The organism is Gordonia phosphorivorans, assembly GCF_042432625.1.
Classification (GTDB): domain Bacteria; phylum Actinomycetota; class Actinomycetes; order Mycobacteriales; family Mycobacteriaceae; genus Gordonia; species Gordonia phosphorivorans.
On record NZ_JBHLWV010000016.1, the window covers coordinates 307106 to 329582 of the forward strand.

The following is a 22477-nucleotide window of genomic DNA, read 5'->3' on the forward strand; positions in this document are numbered from 1 at the left end:
ACAGGGCCTTCACCCTATTCACAAGGTCATATCGGAGTCTGTGCCGTGAAACGTTACGGAGCGCAAGCACCCCGACGACCACACCGCCCACTACTTAGGTAAGCTTTACCTTCATGACTAGGGCGGGTGGGGCGCTGCTTCTCGCAGCGATGCTGGCCGCATTGTGCGTGGTCTCGCTGGCTGTGGGGTCCGGGGTGGGACCGCACGACGTGCCGTACTCCACCGTCGTCGACGGTCTGCTCCACCGCGATCGCGTCGACCCCGATCTGCTCACCCTGCTCGACGGCCGGCTCACGCGCACCGCCCTCGGCCTGCTGGCGGGCCTCGCGCTCGGGTCCGCCGGAGCCTTGACTCAGGGCCACACGCGTAACCCCCTCGCCGACCCGGGTCTGCTCGGCATCAACGCGGGCGCCGCCTGCGCGGTGGTGATCGGCGTCTTCGTCTTCGGCAGCACCGGCACCCTGGCGAACGCGGTGGCCGCGCTCCTCGGCGCCGGGCTGGCCGCGATCGGGGTCTTCGCGCTGGCCAACCTGTCCGGCGGCACCCCGCTGACCCTGCTGCTGGCCGGCACCGGACTGACCGCCTTCCTCATGGCGGTGACGTCGGCGATCGTGCTCAGCGACGGCGCCACCCTGGACGTGTGGCGCACCTGGAACGTCGGTGCGCTGGCCGGACGCGGCACCGATGTCCTCACCACCGCGCTCCCCTTCCTCGTCGCCGGCCTGGTGCTGGCGCTGGCCGGCGGCTGGTTCCTCAACCTGCTGAGCCTGGGCGACGACATGGCGACGGCGCTGGGCGGACGGGTCTGGCTGATCCGCCTCTCCGGCATGGCCACGATCACGCTGCTGGCCGGGGCGGCCACCGCCGCGTGCGGGCCGATCGTGTTCCTCGGCCTGGTGGCGCCGCACCTGGCCCGCGCCGTCACCGGTCCCGACTATCGGTGGGTGGTGCCTTTCTCGGCGCTCATCGGCGCCGCTCTGCTGATCGGGTGCGACGTGCTGGGCCGCGTGGTGGCGCGCCCCGGCGAGGTGCCCGCGGGCGTCATGCTCGCCCTCGTCGGCGGTCCCGCCCTGATCCTGATGGTGCGTCGCCGGAGGTTGCCCGCCGTATGAGCTCCCCCGACCTGCACCGTCCGACGATGACCGTCGGCCCCGCGACCTGGATCGTGAACAAGCGCGTCCTCCTGGTGGGCGCGGGCGCCGCCCTCGCCGCGGCGGCGGCCCTTCTCGTCAGCATCTCCCTCGGCTTCACCACGCCGGTCGACGTCGCCCGCATCCTCCTGGGCGGCGGTACCCGCGCCGAGAACGTGGTGGTGCTCGACGATGCGCTCCCCCGCGCGCTGATCGCCGGGCTGGTGGGCTGCGGACTGGGGCTGGCCGGCGCCTTGACCCAGCTCATCACCCGAAACCCGCTCGCGACCCCGGACCTGCTCGGCATCACCGCGGGCGCGAGCGTCGGGGCCGTCGCGGCGATCACCCTCGGCGCCGCGTCGGGCCTCTGGCCCGCCGACCTCGGCGTGCCGGTGGCGGCGTTGCTCGGCGGGCTGGCCGCGGCCGCCGGGATGTACGCGCTGTCGTTCCGGCGCGGCAGCGACATCGGGGCGAGCACGCTGCGTCTGATCCTCATCGGGGTGGGCCTGACCGCCATGTTGCAGGCGCTGACCGGCTTCCTGCTGGCCCGCGCGCAGGAATGGGACGCCGCCCGGGCGCAGCGGTGGATCGTCGGTTCGGTGTCCTACGGCAGCTGGCAGGTGGTGCCCGCGGCCGCGCTCGCCGTGACCCTCGGCCTCGCGTGGTCACTGCTGGCCGCCCGCGACCTGCGCACCCTCGGACTGGGCGTGGACACCGCCCGCGGTCTCGGCGTGCGCGTCGGACCGATGATGGCCGCGACCCTGCTGGTGGCGGTGATCGTCGCGGCACTGGCCGTCTCGGCGGCCGGACCGATCGCCTTCGTCGGGCTGCTCGCACCCCAGATCGCGCTGCGGCTGGCCGCCTCCGGCACGCCCCCGCCGATCACCTCCGGGCTCGTCGGCGCGGCCCTCGTGCTGTGCGCCGACGTGCTCACCCGCACCGCCCTGCCGGCCGGCCTGCCCGTCGGGGTGGCGACGGCAGCCGTCGGCGGACCCTTCCTCATCTACCTGATGATCACCACCGCCAGAAAGGCGATCGCATGACACGCTTGCGGGCCGAGGACCTCTCGGTGGGCTACGACGGCCGCCTCATCGTCGAACATCAGGACCTGGCCGTGCCGGACGGCGCGATCACCACCATCATCGGCCCCAACGGCTGCGGGAAGTCGACGATGCTGCGCGCCCTGGCGCGACTGCTGCCCGCGCGCACCGGGTCGGTCACCCTCGAAGGCGTCGACATCCGCTCCCTGCCGCCGAAGCGGGTCGCCCAGACCCTGGGGCTGCTCCCGCAGCAGCCGGTGGCACCGGAGGGCGTGCGGGTGGCCGATCTGGTCGCACGCGGCCGCCATCCGCATCAGTCCTGGTACCGGCAGTGGAGCAGCCACGATGCCGCCGCGGTGGAGAGCGCGATGGCACTGACGCACACCACCGAACTGGCCGACCGGCCGATCGAAGCGCTCTCCGGCGGCCAACGCCAACGCGTCTGGATCGCCCTCGCCCTGGCCCAGGAGACCGACCTGCTCCTGCTCGACGAACCGACCACCTACCTCGACCTCGCGCATTCGGTGGAGGTCCTGGATCTGGTGCACGACCTCAAGCACCGACACGGCAAGACCGTGGTGATGGTGCTGCACGACCTGAATCTCGCCGCGCGCTACAGCGACGTGATCGTGGTGATGGCCGACGGCGCGGTCATCGCGCAGGGTGCACCCAGCGAGATCCTGACTCCGGAACTGCTCCGGGAGGCGTTCGGTCTGACCGCGCTGGTGGTGGACGATCCGGTCTCCGGCGGCCCGATGGTGGTTCCCGTCGGCACGCGCGGCGGCGCCCCGGTCAGTCCCAGTCCCCGAGTCGCCTCGTCAGCAGCGCATGGCGACGCCGCCCCGGCGTGACCCCGAACCATCGCCGGCAACTCCGCGTCAGCGAGCTCTGCTCGGAGTAGCCCAGCTGGCGCGACACCGTCGACATCGGGACATCGGGGTTGGCCAGCAACCCGTCCGCGGTGTCGCGTCGCACCTGGTCGAAGAGTTCCTCGAAGCTCGTGCCCGCCGCCTGTAGCCGCCGTTGCAGCGCGCGCGGGTGCACCAGCAGCAGCTCGGAGACCTGAGCGACGTTCGCCCGGCCCACCGGCATCGAGCGATTGATCATGTCCGCGGCCGCATCGACGAACGCCGTCTCCCGATCGGTGCCGGCCATGAACCGGAGCGCCAGATCGTGCGCCAGCCGATCGCGCCGGCCGAGACGACGTTCCATCAGCGCGCGGGGAAACACCATGCTGCTGCGCGCGGCCTCGAACTCCACCGGGCAGCCGAAGTACTTGACGTACACGTCGCGCTCGGCGATCTGCGGGTGCTCGAAGGTCACCCGGGTGGGGTGGAACTCCGCTCCGGCCGACGTCGAGAACGGCACGTAGCGATCCTGGGCGCCCACCACCCGACGGTCGATCCCCATGCGCCGGAGGAAGTCGTCGGCGTCCGCTCCCAATTCGGTCAGCATCTCCGGCAGTTCGCTCAGCGATGCCGCGCTGATCAGATCGGACATGGTCTCCAAAGTAAAAACTGGCTCGGGCCGATCGTCCGCGAGTTCTACTCGGCGACCGAGCACTACCTGTTCACCGAGCTGGACACCGAGGAGTGGTTGGCCCATCCCGGATCGGTGGGCAAGGCGCTGGTGGGCCGGGCCCACATCCTGGACGGCGACGGGCGCCCGGTTCGCCCCGGGACGGTGGGCGAGATCTGGTCGGCGGGCGGACCGCAGTTCACCTATCTCCACGATCCCGACAAGACCGCCGACTCCCGAAACGACAGCGGGTGGACCACGGTCGGCGATCTCGGCTACCTCGACGACGACGGGTATCTGTACCTGTCGGAGCGGCGATCGGATCTCATTCTGTGCGGCGGGGTGAACATCTACCCGCAGGAGGCCGAGAACCTCCTGATCACCCATCCGGGCGTGGTCGACGCCGCGGTCTTCGGCGTGGACCACGACGAGCTCGGTCAGGTGGTGCACGGCGCCGTCCAGCTGAGTCCCGGGGTGCCCGACGACGAGGCGACGCAGGACCGATTGCTGACCTACCTCACCGATCGGCTCTCGACCTACAAGTGCCCACGCGCCCTGGACTTCGTGGCCGCACTGCCCCCGGCTACCGACCGGCAAACTGCTCCGCCGCGAACTGGTAGCCGAGCACCGCCGCCCCGACTAAGAACGCGCCGACTAAGAACGCGCCGACTAAGAACGCGGCGGCGGAGGCCCTGCCGGACGCGGACCGCCGGGCCCGACCGGACCGCGCGGCGGCTGCTGGGGACCGGTGGTCCCGTGCGGCGGCCGCGCACCCATCGGCGGCGGCGGGAACGGAGGGCCGGTCGGACGTCCACCCGCCTGCGGCGGCATCGGAGCCCCGCCCTGGGGACGACCGGCCGGCGGCCCCGTGGGCCGCGGCTGCTGGACGGCATAGCGGGCCGTCGCCGCGTCCGGCACCGGCGCCCCGACGACCGTCTGCTCCTCCGGGACCGGCGCGGCCGCCGACGGGGCGGGCACCGGATCGTCGGCCGCCAGCGGGATCACCAGCTCGGCCGCGCGGGAGGCCCGGCGACGCGCCTGGTCGATGTCGGCGCCGGTGGCCACCGCGACACCCATGCGCCGCTTCGCGAAACTCTCGGGCTTGCCGAACAGCCGCAGGTCCACCTGCGGGTCGGCGAGCGCCTGCGCCACCCCGGCGAACCGGATCGCGGGCTCGTCGTGCTGACCGTAGATCACCGCCGAGGCGCCCGGGGACAGCAGCTCGGTGGTCACCGGCAGGCCCAGGACCGCGCGTGCGTGCAGCTCGAATTCGGAGAGGCGCTGCGTCGCCAGCGTCACCAGCCCGGTGTCGTGCGGACGAGGACTGACCTCGGAGAAGAACACCTCGTCGCCCTTGATGAACAGTTCGACGCCGAAGATGCCGCGCCCGCTGAACCGTTGATCGGCGGCACCCATGGCCGCCGCGATCCGCGCCGCGATGGAGCGGGCCGCCCCGTAGGCGATCTCGCTCATCGGCTGCGGCTGCCAGCTCTCCACGTAGTCGCCGTCGGTCTGGCGGTGGCCGATCGGCTCGCAGAAGTACGTGGCGAGTTCACCGGTCGCCGGATCCACCGCACGCACCGTCAGCAGCGTCACCTCGTAATCGAAGTCGACGAACCGCTCCACGATGACCCGCGTGGAGCTCACCCGCCCGCCGGTCATCGCGATGTCCCAGGCCGAGTCGACGTCGGCGTCGCTACGCATCACCGACTGACCCTTGCCCGACGACGACATCACCGGCTTCACCACGCAGGGGTAGCCCACCCGGTAGGCGGCCGCCCGCAGTTCCTCGGCGGAATCGGCGAACAGGTACGCCGACGTCGGCAGCCCCAGCTCCTCGTCGGCCATGCGCCGAATGCCTTCGCGGTCCAGGGTCAGCGAGACGCCCTTGGCGCTCGGAATGATCTCGGCCAGCCCCTGCGCTTCCACCTCGACGAGCGCATCGGTGGCGATGGCCTCGATCTCCGGGAGCACATAGCGCGGGCGGTGCTTGTCGATCACCGCGCGCACCGCGACGGGATCCATCATGTCGATCACTTCGGCGGCGTGCGCCACCTGGTGGGCGGGCGCGCCCGCGTAGCGATCGACGGCGATCACCTCCACCCCGAGCCGCTGCAGCGCGATGGTGACTTCCTTGCCGAGTTCACCGGAGCCGAGCAGCATCACTTTCACCGCATTGGGCGAGCACGGGGTGCCGAACACTTCGGCGGGACCGAACGGACCGGCGTCCGCGCTGGGCGCAGGAGCGTCGGATTCTTGAGGCGACGTCATGCCCCGCAGTCTACGGCGGATCGACGGCCGGATCCCCCGACGGTGTGTTCGGGATCAGCCGGGGCACGAACAGCTCGGTGGGTTCGTCGCGGCCGCGCAGGACGACGGCGTCGACCGCCTTCCATCGCGTGCGTTCGCCGGGTTCGGCGGCGGCCACCACCCGGCCGCTGGCCCACGGCACCCGCGGGTCCGCCTTGGCGGCCTCGGAGATGCGGGCGCCCTCGTTCACCGGGTCGCCGATCACCGTGTACTCGAAGCGGGAGATGGCCCCGACGTTGCCGGCCACCACGGGGCCGTAGCTCACGCCGATCCCCGCCCGCAGGTCCGGGACCTCGCTGCGCAACCGTTGGGCCACCTCGCGGGCCGTCCGCAGGGCGGCGCCGGCCGGATCGTCGATCTCCACCGGCGCACCGAAGATCGACAGCACCGCATCGCCCTCGAACTTGTTGACCAGCCCGTCGTGGCGCTCGGTGGCGTCGACGATCACCGCGAAGAACTGGTTGAGCAGGTCCACCACGTCGGTCGGCGACCGCCGGGCGGCCAGTTGCGTCGACCCGATGACGTCGACGAAGACCACCGCCACCACGCGCTCGGCGCCGCCCAGTTCCGGGTCGGTGCGCAGGGCCGCCGAGGCCACGTCGCGCCCCACGTGCCGACTGAAGATGTCCCGCATGCGTTCCTGCTCCCGCAGGTCCGCGACCATGGTGTTGAAACCGAACTGCAGTTCGCCGAGCTCGGAGGCGTCGTAGACCACGAGGTCGTGGTCGGCGTCCACCTCACCGCTGCGCACCCGCACCATCCCGTCCCGGACGCTGCGGATCGGTCCGGTCACGCTCCACGCGAACAGCACCATCACCAGCATGCCGACGCCCACGGCCACCCCGGCGAGCACGGTGACCGCCACGAAGACGTTCATCTTGGACGTCTCGGGCGAGAAGGCGGCGAAGAAGACCACCAGGAAGATCCCGACCAGCGGCACCCCGGTGCCCACCAGCCAGGCCGACAACGCGCGCGAGCGCACCGACGAGCCGCGCCAGCTCAGGCCGGCCTGCAGGATCTTGGCCGACACCGGCCGCAGCAGCAGATCGGTCAGCAGGTTCGCAATGGCCACCACCACCAGAGCGCACATCACGGTGATGAGCACGGCCTTGGGGATCAGCTCGGTGTCGACCGAGCCGTACAGGAAGCCGAACAGGATCGCGGCGCCGAGCCACAGCACGAACTGCAGCCACATCAGCCGCCGGCGCGCGGCGAAGGTGCGGCGCACGTCGACGGGCGTGGGGATCTGATCGTTGATCGACCACCGCAGCCCGCGGGTGACGATCACCGTCCCGACCGCGGCCCCGATGAGCAACGCCACCGCGGCGTAGACCGGAATCCCCACCACGTTGATCAGGAGCAGGTCTCGCCGCAGGAACGACGGCTCCGGGATCCCGACCGCGCCCAGCGACACCGCGATCACCACGCCGACCAGGTTCGCGAAGATCAGGGCGGCGGTGAGCAGCACCTGAATCCGGATACGGACCCGGCGCGTGTCCTGGTCGGCGGAGCCGAGCAGGATCGAGCCGTAGTCCCGGCTGATCCGGGGTGCCCGCAGGCGTGGTGTCGCGAACCTGCCGGGCACCGGAAGGGTCAGACCAGCTCGCGGCGCACGATCGTCTGATCGCGTCCCGGGCCGACACCGATGCACGACATGTACGCGCCGGACAGCTCCTCCAGACGCAGGATGTAGGCCTGCGCGTTCGCGGGCAGCTCCTCGAAGCTGCGGCACGCCGAGATGTCCTCGGTCCAGCCGGGCATGGTCTCGTAGATCGGCTTGGCGTGGTGGAAACCGGTCTGGGTCATCGGCATCTCGTCGTGCCGTTCCCCGTCCACGTCGTAGGCCACGCAGATCGGGATCTCCGCGATCCCCGACAGCACGTCGAGCTTGGTCAGGAAGTAGTCGGTGATGCCGTTGATCCGGGTGGCGTAGCGCGCGATCACCGCGTCGAACCAGCCGCAACGACGGGCGCGCCCGGTGGTGACACCCACCTCGCCGCCGGTGACCGCCAGGTATTCGCCCCACTCGTCGAACAGCTCGGTGGGGAAAGGTCCCTCACCGACGCGGGTGGTGTACGCCTTGAGGATGCCCAGGACGGTCTCGATCTTGTTGGGACCGATGCCGGCGCCGACGGCCGCGCCGCCCGCGGTCGGGTTGGACGAGGTCACGTACGGGTAGGTGCCGTGATCGACGTCGAGCAGCGTGCCCTGACTGCCTTCGAGCAGGACGGTCTCGCCGCGCTCGAGCGCCTCGTTCAGCAGCAGCTGCGTGTTGGCGATGCGGTGCTTGAAGCCCTCGGCCAGCTCCAGCGTCTCGTCCACCACCTGCTGCGGGTCCAGCCCCTTGCGGTTGTAGATCTTGGTGAGCACCTGGTTCTTGAACTCCAGGGCGGCCTCGACCTTCTGGGTGAGGATCTTCTCGTCGAGCACGTCGGCCACTCGGACACCCACGCGCGCGATCTTGTCCTGATAGCAGGGTCCGATACCGCGACCGGTGGTGCCGATCTTGCTGTTGCCGAGGAAACGTTCGGTGACCTTGTCGATGGCCACGTGGTACGGCATCAGCAGGTGCGCGTCGGCGGAGATCATCAGGCCGGACGTGTCGACGGCCCGATCCTCCAGCCCCTTCAACTCGGTCAGCAGCACCGACGGGTCGATGACCACGCCGTTGCCGATCACGTTGTTCACGCCCGGGGTGAGGATTCCCGAGGGGATCAAGTGGAGGGCGAAGGTCTCCCCGTTCGGCAGGACGACCGTGTGTCCCGCGTTGTTTCCGCCCTGGTAGCGCACCACCCACTGCAGCTTCTCGCCCAGTAGATCGGTCGCCTTACCCTTGCCCTCGTCGCCCCATTGGGCGCCGATCAGCACAATCGCAGCCATGTCAGGTGCTCCTCCTGTTCGCGGACAACCCTACTGGGTGAACGGCGCAGATACCCTATTGGAGTGGTATCGATCCAGATCGTCCCGCCGCCCGCGGGCGCCGAAGCAGCCGCCCTGTCCCGCATCGTGACCGGTGCACTCACCGACCCCGCCGTCACTCGCCTCATCGTCGTTCCGGCCGCGAACGAGGTCCGGCCCGACGTCGCGCTCTCTCAGGTGGTCGGGGTCCTGATGCGTCACGAACGGCTCGACGCGGAGATCGCGTACGTGCCGTCGACGGCCACTCGCGCCACCAAGATCTACGGCCTCCCGCATGGCGACGCGGCCATGATGCTCGCCGAAAACGGTGTGGCACAAGAACTTCCACTGATTCGCGACGACGCGGCGACGGTCCTGGTCGGCCGCGCACGCCATCTCGGCGCCGACGGCGCCAAACTGCACGGCGAGACCTACGTCGATTCCGAGCGCCTGTTCGACGGCGACGTCCGCGGCGTGGTGATCGAGCCGACGCCGGAGCTGCCCGGGGTCCGGGCCCGCCTGGATCGGCGCCTCCCTGGCGGCTGGCTCACCGGCCGCGCCGCCCAGACCGGCGGCACCAATCTCATCGTCGAACGCGAAGGCGTCCGGACCGAGCGCGTGGTGAAGCGGTCCACGTTCTACCGTCACCACCTGAATTGGAAGCTGGTCCGCCCGTGAACGGCACCTCGACACTCACCGCCCTGCGCGCGGTCCGCCCCGGCCCGGTCTTCCTCGGCCTGGTGGTCGCGACCGTCGCCGGCGGCGTCCTGCTCTGGCAGAGCGGGATCGAACGGTCCGCCGCCTCGATCGGCGGCATGTGGCTGCTGATCCTGGGCGGCTGGGTGATCTCGCTGTGCCTGCACGAGTTCGCGCACGCGTTCACCGCTTTTCGCTACGGCGACCAGTCGGCCGAACTACGCGGCTACCTCACCCTCGACCCCCGCCGATACACCCACCCGGCGCTGTCGTTGGGGCTGCCGCTGCTGATCATCGTGCTCGGCGGCATCGGCTTTCCCGGCGGCGCCGTGTACCTGCACACCGGCGGCATGACCAAGGGGCAACGCACCCGGGTCAGCCTCGCCGGTCCGGCCACCAACCTGATCCTGGGCATCGTGCTGCTGCTGGCGGTGCGGCTGATCCCGCTGTCGGAGGAATACGGCAACCTCCTCGCCGGCCTCACCATGCTCGCGTTCCTGCAGATCACGGCGACGGTGCTCAACCTGATCCCGATTCCCGGGTTCGACGGCTACGGCGCGATCGAGCCGTACCTCTCATCGCAGACGCGGCAGAGCGCCGCGAAGATCGCTCCCTACGGCTTCCTGCTGGTCTTCGCGCTGCTGTTCATCCCGTTCCTGAACCGCGCCTTCTTCGACGTCATCTACGCGATCATCGGCCTGTTCGACGTGCCCACCTGGCTGATCTCCGAGGGATGGCGCCTGTTCCTGTTCTGGAACTCGCTGCCGCTGTAACCGCGCCCGCACCCGCGTCGTCCGCAGGTCAGCGGCTCACCAGGTCAGTTCCTCACAGCAGGCGCCGTCCTGCGTCGAGGGGTTCACCTGCACGGTGGCGTGCACCAGGCCGTGCGCGGTGAGCACCGAGCGTGCCGCGGCCAGCACGCGCGCATAGTCTCCGTCGCTCACCACATGCACGGTCGCCACATCCATTCCGGTGGTCACCGACCAGACGTGCAGGTCGTGGACGTCCACCACGGCCTCGATGGCGAGCAGTTCCCGGCGCAGTGCGGGCACGTCCACATGTTCGGGCGCCTGCTGGTTGAGGATTTTCAGCGCGTCCTTGGCCAGCCGCACGGCCCGCGGGACCACCCAGAGGGCGATGAGGACGGCGACCACCACGTCGGCGTAGCGCCAGCCGGTGGTCATGGTGACCACACCCGCGGTAAGCACGCCCACGCTGCCCACCGCGTCGGCGAGCACCTCGAGATAGGCCCCGCGGACCGCGATGGAGGCCTTCGCATCGGCGCGCAGCAACAGCATCACCGCGACGTTGACGGCCAGGCCGATCACCGCGACGATCACCAGGGTCGCCCCGGGCACCTCGGGCGCGCCTCCCCCGATCCGTTCGATCGCCTCGTACAGAATGAAGATCCCCACGCCGATCAGCAGCGCGGCGTTGAGCACGGCGGTGAAGACCTCCGCGCGGAACCAGCCGAAGCTGCGCGCGTCGGTGATCCGTCCGTGCCGCGACAGCAGCAGCGCACTGAGCCCCATGGACAGCGCCACCACATCGGTGAGCATGTGTCCGGCGTCGGCGATCAGCGCCAGCGAGTCGATCGCGATACCGACGAAGAGTTCGACGAAGAAGTAGGAGCCGATGAGCCCCACGGCCACCGCCATCGGCCAGAGCCGCCGCCGGGAGCCGCCGGCCGCCAACTCCGCCGCGCTCGGACCGTGGGAATGGCCCTCATGACCGTGTGAAGTACCCATGAACTGAATATATGCGCGTTTACGCATATATGACAACCCCGGTGCTCCCGGAATGTTCAGTCCACCCGCAGCTGCGCGATCGCCGACTCGCGCTTGAGCCCGGCCACCATCAGCATGTCCACCAGCAGGGAACGTAACTCCACCAGGAGGGCGATCTCCGAGACATCGCCGCCGCCGGCCTCGATGAGCTTGCGGGTGTCGTTGATCGCCGGGCGCGCCCGCCGCACGATGGTCCGCAGTTCCCGCGCCGCGTCGGCCCCGTCCGGGGAGCCGCCGGGCTCGGCCAGCATCAGTCGGCGCAACACCTCGAAACCGTCCGGCAGGGCCGCGACCAGACGCAGGACCGCAGGCTCCACCGAGACGCCGCGCTGCGTCAGACCCAGCGCGCGGCGCGCACAGATCCGGAAGTTGCGCACCGCATTGTCCAGCGGCTCGCCGGTGGCCGCGATCTTGTCCAACCGGGACCGCTCGAACCAGTACAGCGGGGACATCCACCCCACCTCACTGCCGGCCCGCATGTTCGAGAACATCGAATCGACCTGCCCCTGCGTGGCTCGGGCGCGCGCCAGCACCCGGTACACGGCGTCATCGTCCTCGTCGGCCAGCGCGCGCGCCAGGTCCCGGGACAGATCGCGCAGCGTCGCCAACAGGGTCGCCGCATCCCGCCGCGCCCGGTGGGCCGGATTGAACGGGACTAACGCGCCGATCACCAGCGCCACGCCACCGCCGATCATCGCGTCGACGGCCCGTTCGTAGCCCGCCGCATCGCCCGGCGGCAGCAGGGTGGCCACCAGCACCGCGGAAGCTCCCGCCTGATTGGTGATCATCGGGGCGCCGTCGAGGAGCACGGCCGCCGTCATCGCCAACGCCACCACCACGCCGATCTGCCACGGCCCGGACCCGATCACCGAGATCACCAGGTCGCCGACGATGATGCCGATCAGCACCCCGCCGATCAGCTCGATCGATCGCCGCCAGCGTTTGGCCAGCACCAGGCCGAGCGAAGAGACCGCCGCGATCGGCGCGAAGAACGGTCGGTTGTGGTGCAGCAGATCGAAGGCGATGAACCAGGCCAGGCCGCCGGCGAGCGCGCACTGCAGAATCGGCACCAGTGACAGGCCGAGGCGCCGCACCCGCTTGGCCACCGGCGCCGGCAACCGGTCGATCAGATGCGAACGCGTGGTCCGCATCCGATCGATGGTCATCATGCGTGCGTTATTCAGTCCAGGCCGAGCTCGGCGATGGCCCGGGGGTCGCTGTCATTCAGCAGGTCCAGGCACCGCAGGTACTCGTCTTCTTCGCCGATCAGCTGAGCGGCCCGCGCGAGGGCGCCGACGCAGCGCAGGAAACCACGGTTGGGTTCGTGGCTCCACGGCACCGGACCGTAGCCCTTCCAGCCGTGCCGCCGCAGCTGGTCCAGCCCGCGATGGTAGCCGGTCCGCGCGTACGCGTAACCCGCCATCTGCCGCGCCCGGTCCGGGCCTTCCGGCGAATCGGCCGCCTCGGCACCCTGCAGCGCGGCCTCGGCGAGGTACGCCCAGGCGATGGATGCGGACGGGTACTGCGCGGCCACCGCGGCGGGGTCGGCGCCGTTGAGCAGATCGCTCTCGGCGTCGTCGTCTCCGGTCAGCAACGTCGGCGGGGGTCCCAGGAGGTCTCCAAATGAGGTCACCCTGCCATTCAATCACCCCGAGGCCGTGGCCCGCCCCGACGCGACGGCCCGACGATTCGATACTCTCATCGTTGTGTCGCCGCCAGTGACACGCCGAATGTCCCCCGAATGTAGGAACGACGCCGCATGCCGACTCCGGATAACGACAAGAACAGCGCCGTACAGAAGGTGGTCGACGCCTTCCGCGCCCGTCGCGCCGGCGAGTCCGACCCGGTAGACACCGCGGCCCCCGACGAGGGCGCCGAGACCCCGGTCGTGCAGATCCAGCCGGGCGAGGCGCCGGGCGGCGGCGACTCCGAATCCCCCACGAAGGCCTTCGCCATTCCGACGGCCGCCGCCGCGACCGACGACGCCGAGCCCGCCGAGTCCGCGGACGAGCAGGTCGACGTTCCCGCGACGCAGGACGCTGACGCCGACACCGCTGACGCCGATACCGCTGACTCCGATACCGATGCCGATGACGATGCCGAAGCTGCGGCCGAGGCGGACACCGACGAGGCCGCCGCTGCCCGCGGCGAGACCCCGGTGGTCGCCATCGCCGGCTCCGGCGAGCGCGCACAGACCCCGACCCGCCGCGCCGTGGAATCGGTCGATCCGGATGCCACGCCGCGGGCACCGATCGTCGAACACGGCGTCGCGCTCGACGCCGAGGACCCGGACGAGGACACCCCCGACGAGACCGCCGACGACAGCGCCGAGACCGAGGTGATCGATGTCGCGGCCGCCGGTGCCGCGGTGGCAGCGGCCGCCGCCGGTGCCACCGCCGCCAACGCCTCCGCGGCCACCGAGCAGATCGCCGTGCCCGCCGAGGTCGCCGCCGCGACCCAGTCCGGCGAGCAGGGCTGGTCCACCACTGCACACCAGCCGGAAGTGATCCCGCCCGCAGCTGCGGCCGACGCCCCGGCCAAGGACGGCAAGAGCCGCGCGGGCCTGTGGGCCGCCGTCATCGTGGCCGTGCTCGTCGTGGCCGGCGTGCTCACGTGGTTCTTCGCCTTCAACGAGTCCGATCAGGACAAGGTGGCCGATGTCGCCGAGCAGTATCAGACGGCGATGGCCGAGGGCGACCTGGAGACGCTGAAGGCCATCACCTGCGGCGAGCAGTACGCCACCTACTCGACGATCTCGCCGGAGGACTTCGCGAAGGCGTTCCAGTCGCAGAAGGACCGGAACCAGATGATGCTCTTCAAGGACATCAACGCGGTGGCCATCGACGGGGACGTCGCACGCGTCGGCGTCGACGTGTATAGCACCGACGACCCGGACAACACCACCTCCGCACAGGTCACCCTGAACAAGGTCGACGGCGAGTGGAAGGTGTGCGCGAAGCCCTGAGCCTCGCCCCCGACGCCTCGCCCCCGATACCTCGTCACAGACGAGAAATCCCCCGCCCTCTTCGTGAGGGCGGGGGATTTTCTGCTGTCGGGGACCGAGCGGATCAGGCGCTGATCGACTTGCCGGCCGATTTGAGGTCGTGGCAGGCCTCGATGACACGCTCGGTCATCGCGGCTTCGGCCTTCTTCAGGTAGCTTCGCGGGTCGTAGACCTTCTTGTTGCCCACCTCGCCGTCCACCTTCAGCACACCGTCGTAGTTGCTGAACATGTGGCCGGCCACCGGGCGGGTGAAGGCGTACTGGGTGTCGGTGTCGACGTTCATCTTGATGACGCCGTAGCTCAGCGACTCCTCGATGTCCTCGGTCGACGAACCCGAACCGCCGTGGAAGACGAAGTCGAAGGGCAGGCTGCCGGGCTCCAGGCCCAGCTTGGCCACCGCGGCGTCCTGGCCTTCCTTGAGCACCGACGGCTTCAGCTTCACGTTGCCCGGCTTGTAGACGCCGTGCACGTTGCCGAAGGTGGCGGCCAGCATGTACTGGCCCTTCTCACCGACGCCGAGCGCGTCGACGGTCTTCTCGAAGTCCTCGATCGAGGTGTACAGCTTGTCGTTGATCTCGGCTTCCACGCCGTCTTCTTCGCCGCCGACGACGCCGATCTCCACCTCGAGGATGATGTTGGCCTTGTTGCTCAGCTCCAGCAGTTCCTGCGCGATCTCGAGGTTCTCGTCGATCGGCACGGCCGAACCGTCCCACATGTGCGACTGGAACAGCGGGTTCTGGCCGTTGTCGACGCGCTCCTGCGAGATCGCCATCAGCGGCCGCACGAAGGTGTCGAGCTTGTCCTTGGGGCAGTGGTCGGTGTGCAGGGCGACGGTGATGTCGTACTTGGCGGCGATCACGTGCGCGAACTCGGCCAGGGCCACGGCGCCGGTCACCATGTCCTTGACGCCCAGGCCGGAGCCGAACTCGGCGCCACCGGTGGAGAACTGGATGATGCCGTCGCTGCCCGCGTCGGCGAAGCCCTTGATCGCGGCGTTGACGGTCTCCGAGGAGGTGCAGTTGATGGCCGGATAGGCGTAGCCGCCCGCCTTGGCCTTGGCGATCATCTCGACATACTTCTCGGGGGTGGCGATGGGCATCAGAATCCTCCAGCGATACGGGCCGCACTCAGGCGTTTCTTGTCGCTTTCCAGTATGCCGGTAACCGCTGCTGGGGGAGCCATGCCCCCGACAAGGCAGGCAAGATCACACAACGGACCAGGTCAGCGGTGCCGCGAATGGACCACTTCCTCGGTACCCTGGGGCCTCGTGATCGACGCTACGCCCTCCCCGACGACGTCCGACGACCCCGCTGCGACCCGGCTCACCCCCGGCGAGTTCCTCGCCGACATGGTGCGCGGCGCGCTCATCGGGATCGCCGAGACCATCCCGGGGGTCTCCGGTGGCACCATCGCGCTGGTCACCGGCATCTACAGTCGGCTCATCGCCGCGGCCAAGCACCTGACCGACGTGGGCAAGGCCGTGCTCACCCGCGGTGACTGGAGAACCGCTGCCCGACAGGTGGATTGGCGCCTGCTGGTGCCGGTCGCGATCGGCATGGCGCTGGTGGTCTTCTCCATCGCCGGGCTGATGGAATCATTCGTCACCGATCAGCCGGTCGCGTCCAAGGCCCTGTTCATGGGCATGATCGCCATGTCCGTGGCGATCCCGTTCCTGGAGATCACCCCGGGCGCACTGTCGACCGCCCCGGCGCGCTGGAGCGCGGCGGCCTGGTTCGTCGGCGCGGCCGCCGTGGTCGGGGTGCTCACCTCGCTGCCCCGGTCGGAGATCTCAGATCCGGCGCTGCCGCTGGTCTTCGTGGTCGCGGCCGTCGCGATCTGCGCACTGGTGCTGCCGGGCGTGTCCGGCTCGTTCGTGCTGCTGGTGGTGGGGCTGTACGCCGCCACCATGAACGCCGTCGACAATCTCGACGTCGCCTACCTGGCCGTGTTCGCCCTGGGTGCGCTCTTCGGTCTCGTCGTCTTCGTCCGCGCACTCGAGTGGGTGCTCGCCCACCACCACACCGTCGCGATGGTGGCGGCGGCCGGACTGATGACCGGGTCGCTGCGCGCACTGTGGCCGTGGCAGAACGACGACGGCGGGCTGCAGGGCGTCGGCGACGACTGGCCGATGGCGCTCGGGCTGTTCGTGGTCGGCGCGGGCCTGGTGGCCGTCGTCGCCTACTTCCAGCGCAAGCAGTACCGCGTCGACGCCGCGAACGCCTGACTCGGCAATCCCCCACCGCCGTACGCCTGACTCTGCAGATCTCCCACCGGCGTACGCCTGACTCTGCAGATCTCCCACAGGCGTACGCCTGACCAGGCACTCAGGCGTTTGCCAGGCGCCGGCGGGTATCCTCTCCGTTCGTGATCGAAACCGTCCTCGCTCAAAGCACCACGCAGCTGGCCCTGTTGCCGAGCTTCCTCGACCCGGTGAATCTGCTGAACTCGTTCGGCGGCTGGATTCTGGGCGGCCTGCTCCTCGTGGTCTTCATCGAGTCGGGGCTGCTGTTCCCGCTCCTGCCCGGCGACTCGCTGCTGTTCACGGCGGGCCTCATCGTGGCGGCCAAGTCGGCCGAGGTCGAGCCCTTCGCCCCGCTGTGGGTCCTGCTGGTCACCATCCCGATCGCCGCCTTCCTCGGCGATCAGGTGGGCTACTTCATCGGCAACAAGCTCGGCTATTCGCTGTTCAAACCGAGCAACAAGGTGCTCAAAGAGTCCTACATCGTCGAGGCGCACCAGTTCTTCGAAAAGCACGGTCCGATCACCATCGTGCTGGCCCGCTTCGTGCCGATCGTCCGCACCTATGCACCGCTGGTGGCCGGCGCCGCCCGGATGCGGTACTCGATCTTCGTCACCTACAACATCGTCGGCGCGGTGCTGTGGGGCTGCGGCGTGACTCTGCTCGGCTACTTCCTCGGCCAGATCCAGTTCATCGCCGACAACGTCGACTACATCTTCATCATCATCGTGCTGGTCTCGGTGATCCCGATATTCGTCGAGATCTTCAAGCGCTGGCGGGCCAGCCGCGCGCCCATCGTCGAAACGCCGATCGACCTGGACGCCCCGAACGACGAGCCGTCGTACCGGGACCGTCCCGACGCCTGAGACCAGACGCGCCCCGGAGCGCGCGCCGGATACTCGAAGGCATCGCGGCGGGGTCCGGGGCGCGGACGTTCTCCGCTCGGCGGCGAACCGTCAGTGGCTCTCCACCCAGAAGTCCAGCTCCAGCTCGTCCACCGGGCCGGGACTGACCTGGTACTTCGCCAGGTCGGTGACGCCGGCCGCGGTGAGCACGGCGTCGTCGATGTAGAACTGACCGGTCGGACCGCCCACCGGGCCGGTGATGATCTCCATGGCCGCATCGGCCATGATCTCCGCGGTCCGGCTGGCCGACACCAGGTCGTCGCCGAGGATGTTGCGCACGGCGGCGGTGTCGATGGTGGTCCGCGGCCACAGCGAGTTCACCGCGATACCGTCCGCCTGCAGTTCCCGCGCCAGCCCCAGGGTCACCAGCGACATCGAGAACTTCGAGATCGTGTAGCCGGTGCCGATCTGGTCGAACCACTTCGGATCCAGGTTCAGCGGCGGGGACAGGGTGAGGATGTGCGCGTTGGACGAGGCCCGCAGATGCTCGATCGACAGCTTCGACAGCAGGAACGACCCGCGCGCATTGATGTCCTGCATGAGGTCGTACTTCTTCATGCCGAGGTCTTCGGTGCGCGTGATGTCCAGGGCGCTGGCGTTGTTCACCACGATGTCGATACCGCCGAAGCGCTCGACGGTCTGCGCCACGGCGGCCGCCACCTGCTCGTCGTCGCGGACGTCGCCGACGATGGGCAGGGCCTGCCCGCCGGCCTCTTCGATCTTGGCGGCCGCGGTGAACAGGGTGCCGGGCAGCGAGGGATGCGGCTCGGCGGTCTTGGCGATCAGCGCGATGTTCGCCCCGGCCGCGGCGGCCTTGAGTGCGATCGCTTCGCCGATGCCGCGGCTGCCGCCGGACATGATCAGAGTGCGCCCGGCGAGCGGACGGGAAGAGTCGAGCGACATGACTGGATTGTCCTTACTGTGCGGGTGGGTGACGGTTGCGGGCCCGGGGGCCTACTTGGGCGCCATGCGGATCGCGCCGTCGAGGCGGATCGTCTCGCCGTTGAGCATGCCGTTGTCGACGATGTGAGCCACCAGCGACGCGTACTCGTCGGCCTTGCCCAGACGCGAGGGATGCGGCACCTGCTGGCCGAGGGAGGCCTGCGCGGCCTCGGGCAGGCCGGCGAGCATCGGGGTCTCGAAGATGCCGGGCGCGATGGTGACCACGCGGATCGCCGAGGCGGCCAGTTCGCGGGCGATCGGGAGTGTCATCGCGGCCACCGCGCCCTTGGAGGCGGCGTAGGCGGGCTGGCCGATCTGGCCGTCGAAGGCCGCCACCGAGGCGGTGTTCACGATCACGCCGCGATCGCCGTCGACCGGCTCGTTGCCGACCATCGCGGCCGCGGCCAAGCGGATCACGTTGAACGTGCCGACCAGGTTGATCGCGATGACCCGCTCGAAGACCTCCAGCGGCAGCGGCCCGCCGCGACCGAGCACCTTGCCGGGGGTGCCGACGCCGGCGCAGTTGACCACGGTGCGCAGCGGGCCGAGTTCGGTGGCCGCGGCGACGGCGGCGGCCACGTCGGCCTCCGACGTCACGTCCGCGGGGACGAACACCGCCCGGTCACCGAGGGCGGCCGCGGCGGCGGCGCCGTCGGAACCGGGCAGGTCCACCAGCACCACGGCCGCACCGCGCTGGTGCAGTGCGCGCGCGGTGGCGTTGCCGAGGCCGGAGGCGGCACCGGTGACGAGGGCGACGGAGTCGGTGAGATTCATGGAGGGTCCTCTTCCAGGAGTGAACGAGCGATTGCTGCGTAGGGGTCGGTACGTGGGGACGGTCAGAGTGCGGCGAGGCCGCGGGCGATCACCAGGCGTTGGATCTGGTTGGTGCCCTCGAAGATCTGGGTGATCTTGGCTTCGCGCATGAAGCGTTCGACGCGGAAGTCACGGGTGTAGCCGTTGCCGCCGAAGACCTGCACCGCGTCGGTGGTCACCTTCATCGCGGTGTCGGTGGCGACGAGCTTGGCCACCGAGGCCTGCCGCGAGTACGGCAGGCCGCGGTCGCGCCGCCGCGCCGCGTCGAGGTAGGTGGCCCGCGCCGAGTCGACGGCCGCGGCCATGTCGGCGAGGAAGAAGCCCAGACCCTGGTGCTCGATGATGGCCTTGCCGAAGGTCTCGCGTTCCTTCGCGTAGGCCACCGCCGCGTCGAGGGCGGCCTGGGCGATGCCGGTGGCCACGGCGGCGATACCGAGCCGGCCCGAATCCAGTGCGCTGAAAGCGATCTGGAGGCCCTGCCCCTCCGCGCCGAGGCGTCGGTCGGCGGGCACCAGGGCGTCGTCGTAGACGGCGGAGGTGGTCGGCACCGCGGCCAGACCCATCTTCTCTTCCGGCTTGCCGAAGGTCAGCCCCTCGGTGTCACCGGGCACCAGGAAGCACGAGATGCCCTTGGAGCCCTCGCCGGTCCGGGCGAACAGGTTGTAGGCGTCGGCGATGCCGCCGTGGGTGATCCACGCCTTGGTGCCGCGGATGCGGTAGTCCTCGCCCACCCTGGTCGCACGGCACTGCAGCGCCGCCGCATCCGAGCCCGCGTCCGGTTCGGACAGGCTGTAGGCGCCGATGGCCTCGCCGCCGAGCATGCCGGGCAGCCACCGCGCCTTCTGCTCGTCGGTGCCGTACGTCGCGAGCGGGAAGCAGGAGAGCACGTGCACGCTGATGGCCACGCCGACCGCGGCCCAGCGCGCACCGATCTCCTCCAGCACCTGCAGGTACACCTCGTAGGGCTGGTCCCCGCCGCCGAACTCCTCCGGGTACGGCAGACCGAGCAGTCCGGCCTCGCCGAGCGTGGCGAAGACGCCCTCGGGGTAGGTCTCGGCCTTCTCGTGCTGATCGACGATGGGATCGAGCACCTTGTCGGCGATGTCGCGGGTGAGCTCGATGAGGGCGTGGGCCTCGTCCAACGGAAGCAGGCGGTCGACCGGCATGGATATCTCCTGGGAAAGCACGGACAGTACTGAATCTGTCCGAACAGTACTGCCTACGAAGTAGTACTGCAAGAGGTTCGCTAGTACTATCTCGCGTATGAGCACCCCTGCGCCCGAGTTCGCCACGCGTCGCCGCGAGGAACTCTTCGACGGGATGGTCGACCTGTTTCTGTCCGAGGGCTTCGCGCATCTGACGCTCGACGAGATCGCCGCCCGGCTCCGCTGTTCCAAGTCGACGCTGTACACGCTCGCCGACAGCAAGGAGCAGCTGGTGCGCTCGGCCACCATCCACTTCTTCCGGCGCGCGGTGGCCGAGATCGCGGTCCACATGAGCGGTGTGCACGGCACCCGCGAGCAGATCACCAGCTTTCTCGAGGCCATCGGCACGGCCTTGACCCCGGCGTCGGACCAGTTCATGGCCGACCTGGATGCGTTCGCCCCGGCCCGCGAGATCTACGAGCAGAACACCCGCATGGCCGCCGATCAGGTACGCGAGATGATCGACGCCGGGGTGGCCGACGGCGAGTTCCGCGGCGTCAACGCCGCCTTCGCCGCCGACCTGGTGGCCGCCATGCTGAACCGGATTCAGCAGCGCGCCGTCCGGGCCAGTACCGGCCTCGACGATGCCAGCGCCTACCGCGAGCTGGCCGCGATCCTCACCGCCGGCATCAGCAAGTAGGCCGTCAGATCACGGTGCCGACGACGGGGTGAACGCCGCGGAGTCACCAGGCCTCGTCGAGGTCGGCGTGCCGGCTGATCCAGCGGTGCATCACGATCCCGGCGGCCACCCCGGCGTTGATGCTGCGGGTGGAACCGAACTGGGCGATGGACACCGTGAGTGCGGCGGCCGCACTCGCCTCGACGGTCACCCCCGGGCCCTCCTGGCCGAACAGCAGCAGGCAGTTCTCCGGGAGTTCGGTCTCCTCCAGCCGGACCGAGCCGGGGGTGTTGTCCACGGCCACCATGACGAGGCCGTGCTCGCGGGCCCATTCGGCCAACTCGGCCACGCTCGCGTGGTGGTGAATGTGCTGGTAGCGGTCGGTGACCATCGCCCCGCGGCGGTTCCAGCGTCGTCGGCCGACGATGTGCACGCCACCGGCGAGGAAGGCGTTCGCGGTGCGCACCACGGTGCCGATGTTCGCGTCGTGCCCCCAGTTCTCGATCGCCACGTGCAGGCGGTGTCGCCGCGGATCCAGGTCGGCGACGATGGCCTCGCGGGTCCAGTAGCGGTAGGCGTCGACCACGTTGCGCCGATCGCCGTCGGCCAGCAGTTCCGGGTCGTAGCGGGGGTCGTCCGGTAGCGGGGCGCCGCGCTCGTCGAGCCACGGCCCCACGCCCACCGGTTCACCGATGCCGCTGCGCCATTCAGTGGGCCCGGCCCCCGAGTCCTCCGGGTCGGCCGGTTCGGTCATTCCCGCGCGAGCCGGTTCAGGCCAGGCCGAGGTCGGCCAGCCCGAGCAGCGAGCGGTACGGCACGCCCTGCGCCCGAATCACCTCGTCGGCGCCGGTGTCGCGGTCCACCACGGTGGCCACGCCGATCACCTCGGCCCCGGCTTCCCGTGCGGCGAGCACCGCATTGGCCGGCGAGGCACCAGTGGTGGAGGTGTCCTCGACCACCAGGACGCGCTTGCCCGCGATGTCCGGGCCCTCGATCCGCCGCTGCATGCCGTGTTCCTTGACCGCCTTGCGCACCACGAACGTGTCGATCGGGCGCCCGTCGGCGTGCATGATCGACGTCGCCACCGGGTCGGCGCCGAGGGTCAGGCCGCCGACGGCGGCGAAGTCCCAGTCGGCGGTCAGCTCGCGCATAAGCGCACCGATCAGGCGGCTCGCCTCGTGGTGCAGGGTGGCGCGGCGCAGGTCGACGTAGTAGTCGGCCTCCTTACCGGAGGAGAGCGTCACGCGCCCGCGCACCACCGACAGTTCGGTGACCAGTTCCGCCAAGCGGCGGCGGGAGGTCTCGTCGAGAGCAGGTGAATCGGCCATGGCGTGCGGGGTCTCCCAGTGTTGATCGAGGTGGTGCGAGTTG

The 22477-nt window shown here is 69.9% G+C and carries 22 protein-coding genes and 1 pseudogene; 10 read left to right on the top strand and 13 right to left on the bottom strand.

The annotated features are described in order from the left end of the window. Positions 1–113 precede the first annotated feature (113 nt). Genes ACFFJD_RS07555 through ACFFJD_RS07565 form a run of 3 tightly spaced genes read left to right on the top strand, consistent with a single transcriptional unit; the run spans position 114 to position 3021 of the window. A complete protein-coding gene (locus tag ACFFJD_RS07555) occupies positions 114–1112 on the top strand; it encodes a FecCD family ABC transporter permease (protein ID WP_382362713.1) in 999 nt (332 codons plus the stop codon). Beyond that, positions 1109–2173 carry a FecCD family ABC transporter permease gene (locus ACFFJD_RS07560; RefSeq protein ID WP_382362715.1) on the top strand — a complete coding sequence of 355 codons (1065 nt, stop codon included), beginning with the start codon at positions 1109–1111 and terminating at the stop codon, positions 2171–2173. The genes ACFFJD_RS07555 and ACFFJD_RS07560 overlap by 4 nt, the downstream gene beginning before the upstream one ends. Continuing rightward, positions 2170–3021 carry an ABC transporter ATP-binding protein gene (locus ACFFJD_RS07565; RefSeq protein ID WP_382362717.1) on the top strand — a complete coding sequence of 284 codons (852 nt, stop codon included), beginning with the start codon at positions 2170–2172 and terminating at the stop codon, positions 3019–3021. Before ACFFJD_RS07560 ends, ACFFJD_RS07565 begins: the two co-directional genes overlap by 4 nt. Here ACFFJD_RS07565 and ACFFJD_RS07570 read toward each other — a convergent pair. Then, positions 2963–3670, bottom strand: coding sequence for a helix-turn-helix transcriptional regulator (locus ACFFJD_RS07570; RefSeq protein WP_382362719.1), 708 nt, complete (start codon positions 3668–3670; stop codon positions 2963–2965). The two genes, ACFFJD_RS07565 and ACFFJD_RS07570, sit on opposite strands and share 59 nt — an antisense overlap. 435 nt (positions 3671–4105) lie before the next feature. Between ACFFJD_RS07570 and ACFFJD_RS07575 the strand changes: the two are divergent. Continuing rightward, a pseudogene (locus ACFFJD_RS07575) lies at positions 4106–4207 on the top strand (hypothetical protein); the annotation flags it as partial. 150 nt (positions 4208–4357) lie between these two features. On the opposite strand, the gene purT reads toward ACFFJD_RS07575, so the two are convergent. The 3 genes from purT to ACFFJD_RS07590 are packed head-to-tail and all read right to left on the bottom strand — an operon-like array spanning position 4358 to position 8878. Further along, positions 4358–5959, bottom strand: a complete 1602-nt coding sequence (gene purT / locus ACFFJD_RS07580) for a formate-dependent phosphoribosylglycinamide formyltransferase (RefSeq protein WP_382362721.1) — start codon at positions 5957–5959, stop codon at positions 4358–4360. Positions 5960–5969: 10 nt separating this feature from the next. Further along, positions 5970–7583, bottom strand: coding sequence for an adenylate/guanylate cyclase domain-containing protein (locus ACFFJD_RS07585; protein WP_382362723.1), 1614 nt, complete (start codon positions 7581–7583; stop codon positions 5970–5972). A gap of 8 nt (positions 7584–7591) precedes the next feature. Continuing rightward, positions 7592–8878 carry an adenylosuccinate synthase gene (locus ACFFJD_RS07590; protein WP_382362725.1) on the bottom strand — a complete coding sequence of 429 codons (1287 nt, stop codon included), beginning with the start codon at positions 8876–8878 and terminating at the stop codon, positions 7592–7594. A gap of 63 nt (positions 8879–8941) precedes the next feature. Here ACFFJD_RS07590 and ACFFJD_RS07595 point away from each other — a divergent pair, with 63 nt between their 5' ends. Beyond that, entirely contained in the window at positions 8942–9574 is a 633-nt protein-coding gene (locus tag ACFFJD_RS07595; protein WP_382362727.1) for a hypothetical protein, read from the top strand. Then, positions 9571–10365: a site-2 protease family protein gene (locus ACFFJD_RS07600; RefSeq protein WP_382362729.1), complete on the top strand. Its 795-nt coding sequence runs from the start codon at positions 9571–9573 to the stop codon at positions 10363–10365. The genes ACFFJD_RS07595 and ACFFJD_RS07600 overlap by 4 nt, the downstream gene beginning before the upstream one ends. A 36-nt stretch (positions 10366–10401) precedes the next feature. On the opposite strand, the gene ACFFJD_RS07605 is transcribed toward ACFFJD_RS07600, so the two are convergent. Genes ACFFJD_RS07605 through ACFFJD_RS07615 form a run of 3 tightly spaced genes read right to left on the bottom strand, consistent with a single transcriptional unit; the run spans position 10402 to position 13012 of the window. Then, positions 10402–11340 (bottom strand): cation diffusion facilitator family transporter, encoded by a 939-nt coding sequence (locus ACFFJD_RS07605; protein ID WP_382362731.1) that lies wholly within the window; start codon positions 11338–11340, stop codon positions 10402–10404. 56 nt (positions 11341–11396) lie between these two features. After that, positions 11397–12545 carry an FUSC family protein gene (locus tag ACFFJD_RS07610; protein ID WP_382362981.1) on the bottom strand — a complete coding sequence of 383 codons (1149 nt, stop codon included), beginning with the start codon at positions 12543–12545 and terminating at the stop codon, positions 11397–11399. Between the two features lie 14 nt (positions 12546–12559). Next, positions 12560–13012 carry a DUF3151 domain-containing protein gene (locus tag ACFFJD_RS07615; RefSeq protein ID WP_382362733.1) on the bottom strand — a complete coding sequence of 151 codons (453 nt, stop codon included), beginning with the start codon at positions 13010–13012 and terminating at the stop codon, positions 12560–12562. 126 nt (positions 13013–13138) lie between these two features. On the opposite strand from ACFFJD_RS07615, the gene ACFFJD_RS07620 reads away from it, so the two are divergent. After that, positions 13139–14344: an Rv0361 family membrane protein gene (locus ACFFJD_RS07620; protein WP_382362735.1), complete on the top strand. Its 1206-nt coding sequence runs from the start codon at positions 13139–13141 to the stop codon at positions 14342–14344. A gap of 103 nt (positions 14345–14447) precedes the next feature. Here ACFFJD_RS07620 and fbaA read toward each other — a convergent pair whose 3' ends face one another. Continuing rightward, the gene (gene fbaA / locus ACFFJD_RS07625) at positions 14448–15482 is read right to left on the bottom strand and encodes a class II fructose-bisphosphate aldolase (RefSeq protein ID WP_382362737.1); all 1035 of its coding nucleotides are present in this window, start codon (positions 15480–15482) and stop codon (positions 14448–14450) included. Positions 15483–15650: 168 nt separating this feature from the next. Between fbaA and ACFFJD_RS07630 the strand changes: the two genes are divergently transcribed. Further along, positions 15651–16607 carry a DUF368 domain-containing protein gene (locus tag ACFFJD_RS07630; RefSeq protein ID WP_382362739.1) on the top strand — a complete coding sequence of 319 codons (957 nt, stop codon included), beginning with the start codon at positions 15651–15653 and terminating at the stop codon, positions 16605–16607. Positions 16608–16747: 140 nt separating this feature from the next. Then, on the top strand, positions 16748–17488 hold the full coding sequence (locus ACFFJD_RS07635) for a DedA family protein (RefSeq protein ID WP_382362741.1): 741 nt from the start codon (positions 16748–16750) through the stop codon (positions 17486–17488). A gap of 90 nt (positions 17489–17578) precedes the next feature. Here the strand turns inward: ACFFJD_RS07635 and ACFFJD_RS07640 are convergent, their stop codons facing one another. From ACFFJD_RS07640 to ACFFJD_RS07650, 3 genes are all read right to left on the bottom strand, one after another. Further along, entirely contained in the window at positions 17579–18430 is an 852-nt protein-coding gene (locus ACFFJD_RS07640; protein ID WP_382362743.1) for an SDR family oxidoreductase, read from the bottom strand. Positions 18431–18481: 51 nt separating this feature from the next. Continuing rightward, positions 18482–19243, bottom strand: a complete 762-nt coding sequence (locus tag ACFFJD_RS07645) for an SDR family NAD(P)-dependent oxidoreductase (protein WP_382362745.1) — start codon at positions 19241–19243, stop codon at positions 18482–18484. 62 nt (positions 19244–19305) lie between these two features. Continuing rightward, complete coding sequence (locus ACFFJD_RS07650) at positions 19306–20448, bottom strand: acyl-CoA dehydrogenase family protein (RefSeq protein WP_382362747.1); 1143 nt, start codon at positions 20446–20448, stop codon at positions 19306–19308. A 97-nt stretch (positions 20449–20545) separates the two neighbouring features. On the opposite strand from ACFFJD_RS07650, the gene ACFFJD_RS07655 reads away from it, so the two are divergent. After that, positions 20546–21127 carry a TetR/AcrR family transcriptional regulator gene (locus ACFFJD_RS07655; RefSeq protein WP_382362749.1) on the top strand — a complete coding sequence of 194 codons (582 nt, stop codon included), beginning with the start codon at positions 20546–20548 and terminating at the stop codon, positions 21125–21127. A 43-nt stretch (positions 21128–21170) separates the two neighbouring features. On the opposite strand, the gene ACFFJD_RS07660 is transcribed toward ACFFJD_RS07655, so the two are convergent. Both ACFFJD_RS07660 and pyrE read right to left on the bottom strand, forming a co-directional pair. After that, positions 21171–21860: a TrmH family RNA methyltransferase gene (locus ACFFJD_RS07660; protein ID WP_382362751.1), complete on the bottom strand. Its 690-nt coding sequence runs from the start codon at positions 21858–21860 to the stop codon at positions 21171–21173. 16 nt (positions 21861–21876) lie between these two features. Then, positions 21877–22434, bottom strand: coding sequence for an orotate phosphoribosyltransferase (gene pyrE / locus ACFFJD_RS07665; RefSeq protein ID WP_382362753.1), 558 nt, complete (start codon positions 22432–22434; stop codon positions 21877–21879). Positions 22435–22477 lie beyond the last annotated feature (43 nt).

Excerpts from the sequence above, each read along its gene's own strand:
- ACFFJD_RS07620 (WP_382362735.1), top strand. The coding sequence starts at position 13,139 with ATGCCGACTCCGGATAACGACAAGAACAGCGCCGTACAGAAGGTGGTC.
- fbaA (WP_382362737.1), bottom strand. The coding sequence starts at position 15,482 with ATGCCCATCGCCACCCCCGAGAAGTATGTCGAGATGATCGCCAAGGCC.
- ACFFJD_RS07660 (WP_382362751.1), bottom strand. The coding sequence starts at position 21,860 with ATGACCGAACCGGCCGACCCGGAGGACTCGGGGGCCGGGCCCACTGAA.
- ACFFJD_RS07650 (WP_382362747.1), bottom strand. The coding sequence starts at position 20,448 with ATGCCGGTCGACCGCCTGCTTCCGTTGGACGAGGCCCACGCCCTCATC.
- pyrE (WP_382362753.1), bottom strand. The coding sequence starts at position 22,434 with ATGGCCGATTCACCTGCTCTCGACGAGACCTCCCGCCGCCGCTTGGCG.
- ACFFJD_RS07645 (WP_382362745.1), bottom strand. The coding sequence starts at position 19,243 with ATGAATCTCACCGACTCCGTCGCCCTCGTCACCGGTGCCGCCTCCGGC.
- ACFFJD_RS07605 (WP_382362731.1), bottom strand. The coding sequence starts at position 11,340 with ATGGGTACTTCACACGGTCATGAGGGCCATTCCCACGGTCCGAGCGCG.
- ACFFJD_RS07590 (WP_382362725.1), bottom strand. The coding sequence starts at position 8,878 with ATGGCTGCGATTGTGCTGATCGGCGCCCAATGGGGCGACGAGGGCAAG.
- ACFFJD_RS07640 (WP_382362743.1), bottom strand. The coding sequence starts at position 18,430 with ATGTCGCTCGACTCTTCCCGTCCGCTCGCCGGGCGCACTCTGATCATG.
- purT (WP_382362721.1), bottom strand. The coding sequence starts at position 5,959 with ATGACGTCGCCTCAAGAATCCGACGCTCCTGCGCCCAGCGCGGACGCC.
- ACFFJD_RS07610 (WP_382362981.1), bottom strand. The coding sequence starts at position 12,545 with ATGACCATCGATCGGATGCGGACCACGCGTTCGCATCTGATCGACCGG.
- ACFFJD_RS07570 (WP_382362719.1), bottom strand. The coding sequence starts at position 3,670 with ATGTCCGATCTGATCAGCGCGGCATCGCTGAGCGAACTGCCGGAGATG.
- ACFFJD_RS07555 (WP_382362713.1), top strand. The coding sequence starts at position 114 with ATGACTAGGGCGGGTGGGGCGCTGCTTCTCGCAGCGATGCTGGCCGCA.
- ACFFJD_RS07565 (WP_382362717.1), top strand. The coding sequence starts at position 2,170 with ATGACACGCTTGCGGGCCGAGGACCTCTCGGTGGGCTACGACGGCCGC.
- ACFFJD_RS07655 (WP_382362749.1), top strand. The coding sequence starts at position 20,546 with ATGAGCACCCCTGCGCCCGAGTTCGCCACGCGTCGCCGCGAGGAACTC.
- ACFFJD_RS07560 (WP_382362715.1), top strand. The coding sequence starts at position 1,109 with ATGAGCTCCCCCGACCTGCACCGTCCGACGATGACCGTCGGCCCCGCG.